At 73.5% G+C, this 5,543-nt stretch carries 8 protein-coding genes; 5 read left to right on the forward strand and 3 right to left on the reverse strand.

The genetic code is table 11. The features are described from left to right. The 3 genes from E1258_RS29230 to E1258_RS29240 form a co-directional block, all read right to left on the reverse strand. Nucleotides 1-153 (reverse strand): PLDc N-terminal domain-containing protein (locus E1258_RS29230; RefSeq protein WP_207919799.1); only part of this gene is annotated, 153 nt, incomplete at its 3' end. A 36-nt stretch (nt 154-189) separates the two neighbouring features. Beyond that, nucleotides 190-480 carry a DUF202 domain-containing protein gene (locus tag E1258_RS29235; RefSeq protein WP_132406793.1) on the reverse strand — a complete coding sequence of 97 codons (291 nt, stop codon included), beginning with the start codon at nt 478-480 and terminating at the stop codon, nt 190-192. Further along, nucleotides 477-899: a YidH family protein gene (locus tag E1258_RS29240; protein WP_371688700.1), complete on the reverse strand. Its 423-nt coding sequence runs from the start codon at nt 897-899 to the stop codon at nt 477-479. The genes E1258_RS29235 and E1258_RS29240 overlap by 4 nt, the downstream gene beginning before the upstream one ends. Nucleotides 900-910: 11 nt before the next feature. Here E1258_RS29240 and E1258_RS29245 point away from each other — a divergent pair, with 11 nt between their 5' ends. The 5 genes from E1258_RS29245 (at nt 911) to E1258_RS29265 (ending at nt 5,541) form a co-directional block, all read left to right on the forward strand. After that, the gene (locus tag E1258_RS29245; protein WP_132406797.1) at nt 911-1,708 is read left to right on the forward strand and encodes a GNAT family N-acetyltransferase; all 798 of its coding nucleotides are present in this window, start codon (nt 911-913) and stop codon (nt 1,706-1,708) included. Then, on the forward strand, nt 1,705-2,118 hold the full coding sequence (locus E1258_RS29250) for a hypothetical protein (RefSeq protein WP_207919798.1): 414 nt from the start codon (nt 1,705-1,707) through the stop codon (nt 2,116-2,118). Before E1258_RS29245 ends, E1258_RS29250 begins: the two co-directional genes overlap by 4 nt. Nucleotides 2,119-2,355: 237 nt before the next feature. Next, nucleotides 2,356-3,135: an electron transfer flavoprotein subunit beta/FixA family protein gene (locus tag E1258_RS29255; protein WP_132406801.1), complete on the forward strand. Its 780-nt coding sequence runs from the start codon at nt 2,356-2,358 to the stop codon at nt 3,133-3,135. Between the two features lie 11 nt (nt 3,136-3,146). Continuing rightward, complete coding sequence (locus E1258_RS29260) at nt 3,147-4,106, forward strand: electron transfer flavoprotein subunit alpha/FixB family protein (protein WP_132406803.1); 960 nt, start codon at nt 3,147-3,149, stop codon at nt 4,104-4,106. Nucleotides 4,107-4,365: 259 nt separating this feature from the next. Then, nucleotides 4,366-5,541, forward strand: a complete 1,176-nt coding sequence (locus E1258_RS29265) for a cysteine desulfurase family protein (RefSeq protein ID WP_132406805.1) — start codon at nt 4,366-4,368, stop codon at nt 5,539-5,541. Nucleotides 5,542-5,543: the final 2 nt, after the last annotated feature.

Below are 5,543 nucleotides of genomic sequence, written 5' to 3' on the forward strand. Positions count from 1 at the left end.
CGGGCCGCCCAGCGGGAAGACCAGGATGACCAGCACCCAGGCGATCCGGGGCAGCCCCCGGATCGCCTCCTCCTCGGCGGAGAGGCAGCTGATCAGCGCGCAGACCGCGAGCGAGATCTGGGCCAGGAAGAGCAGGGCGTACAGGCGGACCATCTCCCCATCATGGCGCACCCGCGCGCATCTCCCCAGTCAGCGCAGGATCAGCAGCACGCCCAGCGCGGCCTGACCGGCGGCGGCCAGGGCGATCGCCGGCATGGTGCGGGAGGTGGCGCGGACCGGGCCCGACCCGACGGCCCGCCCCCAGCACAGGGCCAGGGTCGCCGCCCAGCCGGCGACCGCCGCGCCGGCCAGCACCGCCCCCGCCGCGTCCCCGGTGAGCGCCAGCCGGACGGACAGCACGGTGACCACGGTGAGCGCGAGCAGGCTGCGGCGCCAGGCGAGCCGGGTCCGTTCGGGTTGCAGCCCCGGGTCGCCGGTCACCGGCTGCCGATCGCCCGGACCAGCACCGCGACCACCAGCAGCACCGCGCCCAGCCCCACGGCGAGGGCGAGCACGGCGGGGAAGCGGGACGCCGGCAGTTCCTCACCGAGCCGGATGGCCCGTTCGGTGCGGGCCCAGTGGTCCACCGCCCGCACCGCGACTGTGCCGCCGAGCAGCAGCAGCGCGACGGCGATCGCCTCACGCAGGTGCGCCAGCGGCAGCGGCGGGAGGAACTGGGCGGCGGCCAGCCCGCCGGCCACCAGGGCCAGCCCGGTGCGCAGCCAGGCCAGGAACGTCCGCTCGTTGGCCAGGGAGAAGCGGTAGTCGGGCGTGCTGCCCACCGACCGCAGCTCCCGCGGGTCGAACCACCGTCGCACCGTCGCCCACACGATGCTGATTATCCGCTTTGTCCCCGGCATAGATTGAACGGGTGACGGATCTTGACGCGATGACGCTGCGCGAGGCGTACGACAACCAGCTCAAGGCGTGGGTGCCGGACCCGCTGCCGGCCGGGGTGACCATGGAGCGGGACGGGCCGCTGGTCCGCATCCTCGGCCTGGACTACGGCGGTTTCCTGACGTATCGCGACCTGGGCGGCCTGACCGGTGCCGCGCTGGACGAGTTGATCGCCCGCCAGGTGGATTTCTTCCGGGCCCGGGGCGAGCAGGTGGAGTGGAAGCTGCACGGCCACGACGAGCCCGCCGACCTGCCGGACCGGCTGCGGGCCGCCGGGTTCGTCCCGGAGGAGCGGGAGACCGTCGTGATCGGCCCGGTCGCGCCGCTGGCGGCCACCCTGCCGGTGGTCCCCGAGGGGGTACGCCTGCGCGAGGTCACCGGCCGCGCCGACCTGGACCGCATCGTGGCCATGGAGGAGGAGGTCTGGGGTAGCAGCCGGGGCCACCTCGCCGAGGGGCTGGCGAAGGAGATCGCCGCCGACCCGCAGTCGATCACGGTGGTGGTCGCCGAGGCGGGGGAGACCGTGGTCAGCGCCGGCTGGGTGCGCTACGTCGCGGGCACCGGCTTCGCGACCCTGTGGGGCGGCTCGACGCTTGAGCGGTGGCGTCGCCGGGGCGTCTACCGGGCGCTGGTCGGCTACCGGGCGCGGCTGGCCGCCCAGCGGGGGCGCACCCTGCTCCAGGTGGACGCCTCCGACGACAGCCGGCCGATCCTGGAGCGGTTGGGCCTCGTCCCGGTCACCACCACCACGCCCTACATCTACACTCCGTGACCATGGGGCAGCCGCTGACGGACGAGGAACGACTCACTCTCAAGACGGGCGTGTTCGGCGCGGTCTTCCTGGTGTCGAACGCCGACCCGGGCATGTTCGCGATGCTGCGGGAGAGCTTCGCCGCGTCCGGGGCGATGGCGGGGGCGAGCGGCCCGGTGAAGGAGGCGCTGACCACCGGGCCGCTGCCGAGGTTGCCCCGCGACTCGGCCCTGGAGGCCGAGTCGGTGGTGCTGCCGGCGCTGGGCCGGGCGGTGGAGATCCTGCGTGCGAAGTCACCGGGGGACGTGGCGTCCTACCGGTCGCTGGTGCTGGCCGCCGCCGACCGGGTGGCCCGGGCGCACCGGGGGGTCGCGTCGGCCGAGGCGGCGGTGATCGACCGAATCCGGGACGCACTGGCCGAGCCCGCCTGAGCCGCGGTCGCGGCGATGGGCCCGCGCTAGCGCTACTTCCTGCTCCCCCGGACCCGGGACGTGCGGTGAGCTGTGTCACTCTGGGGCCCCCGGGAGCAGATGCTACTTGTGGGTAACATTTCCTTGTGGGCAAGTGCGCAGCAGCCCGCGGTTGACCGATCGTTAAGTGACGCGGGAGGCTGCGCCCGTGACCTGGCGAGCGATCGCCACACCAACAGGAGGGGTCGTCGAAGCGCGATGAACATCGTCGTACTCGTCAAGCAGGTGCCCGATTCGGGCGCGGACCGCAACCTGCGTTCTGACGACAACACCGTCGACCGCGGCTCGGCGAACAACGTCATCAACGAGATGGACGAGTACGCCATCGAAGAGGCGTTGAAGATCAAGGAGGCGCACGGCGGCGAGGTGACCGTCTTGACCATGGGTCCGGACCGGGCGACCGAGTCGATCCGCAAGGCGCTGTCCATGGGGCCGGACAAGGCGGTGCACGTCGTCGACGACGCCCTGCGCGGGTCCTGCGCCGTGGCCACCTCGAAGGTGCTCGCCGCCGCCCTCGGTCAGCTCAACGCCGACCTGGTGATCTGCGGCGCCGAGTCGACCGACGGCCGGGTCCAGGTCATGCCGCACATGATCGCCGAGCGCCTCGGCGTCGCCGCGCTGACCGGCGCGCGCAAGCTCACCGTCGACGGGTCGACCCTGACCGTCGAGCGGCAGACCGAGGAGGGCTACGAGGTGGTCACCGCCGCGACCCCGGCTGTGGTATCCGTCTGGGACACCATCAACGAGCCGCGCTACCCCTCCTTCAAGGGCATCATGGCCGCCAAGAAGAAGCCGGTGCAGACCCTCTCCCTGGCCGACCTCGGCGTCGCCCCGGCCGAGGTGGGCTTCGACGGCGCCACCAGCGCCGTGCTGGAGCACAGCAAGCGCCCGCCGCGCTCCGGCGGCGTGAAGGTCACCGACGAGGGCTCCGGCGGCGCGCAGCTGGTCGAGTTCCTCGCCACCGAGAAGTTCGTGTGAGGGGTCTGGACATGTCTGAGGTTCTCGTCGTCGTCGAAGCCACCCGCGAGTTCGGCGTCAAGAAGGTCACTTTGGAGATGCTCACCCTCGCCCGCGAACTGGGCACGCCCAGCGCGGTCGTGCTCGGCGGCCCCGGCGCCGCCGAGGCGCTGAGCGTGAAGCTGGGCGAGTACGGCGCGGAGAAGATCTACGCCGCCGAGAGCGAGGAGATCGACGGCTACCTGGTGGCACCCAAGGCCACCGTGCTGGCCGAACTGGTCGCTCGGGTGCAGCCGGCCGCCGTGCTGCTCGCCTCCGCCCAGGAGGGCAAGGAGATCGCCGCCCGGCTGGCCGTCAAGCTGGACAACGGCATCCTGACCGACGTGGTCGGCCTCGCCGCCGACGGCACCGCCACCCAGGTCGCGTTCGCCGGCTCGACCATCGTCAAGTCCAAGGTCACCAAGGGCCTGCCGCTGGTCACCGTCCGGCCGAACTCCCTCACCCCGACCCCGGCCGCCGCCACGCCCACCGTCGAGCAGCTCACCGTGACGGTGGGCGACGCCGACAAGCTGGCGAAGGTCGTCGACCGGGTCGCCGAGCAGAAGGGCTCCCGCCCCGAGCTGACCGAGGCTTCCGTGGTCGTCTCCGGCGGTCGCGGCGTCGGCAACGCCGACAACTTCAAGCTGGTCGAGGAGTTGGCCGACCTGCTCGGCGGGGCCGTCGGCGCGTCCCGCGCGGCCGTCGACTCCGGCTTCTACCCGCACCAGTTCCAGGTGGGTCAGACCGGCAAGACCGTCTCCCCGCAGCTCTACGTGGCGTTGGGCATCTCCGGGGCGATCCAGCACCGGGCCGGCATGCAGACCTCGAAGACCATCGTCGCCGTCAACAAGGACGGCGAGGCCCCGATCTTCGAGCTGGCCGACTTCGGTGTGGTGGGTGACCTGTTCAAGGTCGTGCCGCAGGCCGCCGAGGAGATCCGCAAGCGCAAGTGAGCCACACCCGGGGCGCCCGGGCGAGCGACGAGGGGGCCACCCGGGATCGGTGGCCCCCTCGTCGCTTTTCCCTCTACGGGGGCTGATCGGCGGGTCGGGGAGCTGAGCCGGCCCGCCGATCAACCCGTCCCCGGGACCGCCGGGAGATTCGCCACGTGCGGGTGCGGTTGGCCGTCGGTGAACACCTGGGCGTCCCCGTCGGCGTCTGGTGCCCTCCGGCGTCCGGCCGGCGCGAAGCCGGTCAGTAGGCTGAACGGCGATGGCATACCTGGATCACGCGGCGACGACTCCGATGCTCGACGAGGCACTGGAGGCGTACGTGGCCGCCGCTCGCGAGGTCGGCAACGCGTCGTCACTGCACGCGGCGGGCCGGCGTGCCCGCCGCCGGGTGGAGGAGTCCCGCGAGCGGGTGGCCGCCGCGCTGGGCGCCCGCCCCTCCGAAGTGATCTTCACCGGTGGGGGGACGGAGAGCGACAACCTGGCGGTCAAGGGCATCTTCTGGGCCCGCCGGGCCGCGTCCCCGGCCCAGCGCCGGGTGGTCTCCAGCGCCGTCGAGCACCACGCCGTCCTCGACGTCGTGGACTGGCTGGCCGGCCACGAGGGCGCCGAGGCGGGCTGGCTGCCGGTGAACGACGCGGGCCGGCTCGACCCGGAGGCGCTGCGCGCCGAGCTGGCCGACCACGGCGACGCCGTCGCCGTGGTCACCGCGATGTGGGCCAACAACGAGGTGGGCACCCTTCAGCCCGTGGCCGGGCTGGCCGCCGTCGCCGCCGAGCACGGGGTGCCGTTCCACACCGACGCGATCCAGGCGGTCGGCCAGGTGCCGGTCGACTTCGCCGCCAGCGGGGTCTCCGCGCTGACGGTCACCGGGCACAAGCTCGGCGGCCCGGCGGGAGTGGGCGCGCTGCTGCTCGCCCGGGACGTCGCGGCCACCCCGCTGCTGCACGGCGGCGGCCAGGAGCGCGACGTGCGCTCCGGCACCCTGGACACCGCCGGCATCGTCGCCTTCGCGGTCGCCGTCGAGACGGCGGTGAAAAGCCAGCAGGAGTACGCGGCCCGGGTCGCCGCCCTCCGCGACGACCTCGTGCGGCGGGTCCGGCACGCCGTACCCGAGGTGGTCTTCAACGGCGACCCCGTCGACCGGCTGCCCGGCAACGCGCACTTCTCCTTCCCCGGTTGCGAGGGCGACGCGCTGCTGCTGCTGCTCGACGCCCAGGGCATCGCCTGCTCCACGGGCTCGGCCTGCTCGGCCGGGGTGGCCCAGCCCTCCCACGTGCTGATCGCGATGGGCGCCGACGACGACCGGGCCCGCTCCTCGCTGCGCTTCACCCTCGGCCACACCAGCGTTCAGGCCGACGTCGACGCGCTCGTGGCGGCCCTGCCGGCGGCGGTGGAGCGGGCCCGCCGCGCCGCCGCCCTGCGCGCGCCCCGCTGACC

Source organism: Micromonospora sp. KC207, from assembly GCF_004348615.1.
Taxonomy (GTDB): Bacteria; Actinomycetota; Actinomycetes; order Mycobacteriales; family Micromonosporaceae; genus Micromonospora.

Excerpts from the sequence above, each read along its gene's own strand:
- E1258_RS29240 (WP_371688700.1), bottom strand. The coding sequence starts at position 899 with ATGCCGGGGACAAAGCGGATAATCAGCATCGTGTGGGCGACGGTGCGA.
- E1258_RS29255 (WP_132406801.1), top strand. The coding sequence starts at position 2,356 with ATGAACATCGTCGTACTCGTCAAGCAGGTGCCCGATTCGGGCGCGGAC.
- E1258_RS29260 (WP_132406803.1), top strand. The coding sequence starts at position 3,147 with ATGTCTGAGGTTCTCGTCGTCGTCGAAGCCACCCGCGAGTTCGGCGTC.
- E1258_RS29265 (WP_132406805.1), top strand. The coding sequence starts at position 4,366 with ATGGCATACCTGGATCACGCGGCGACGACTCCGATGCTCGACGAGGCA.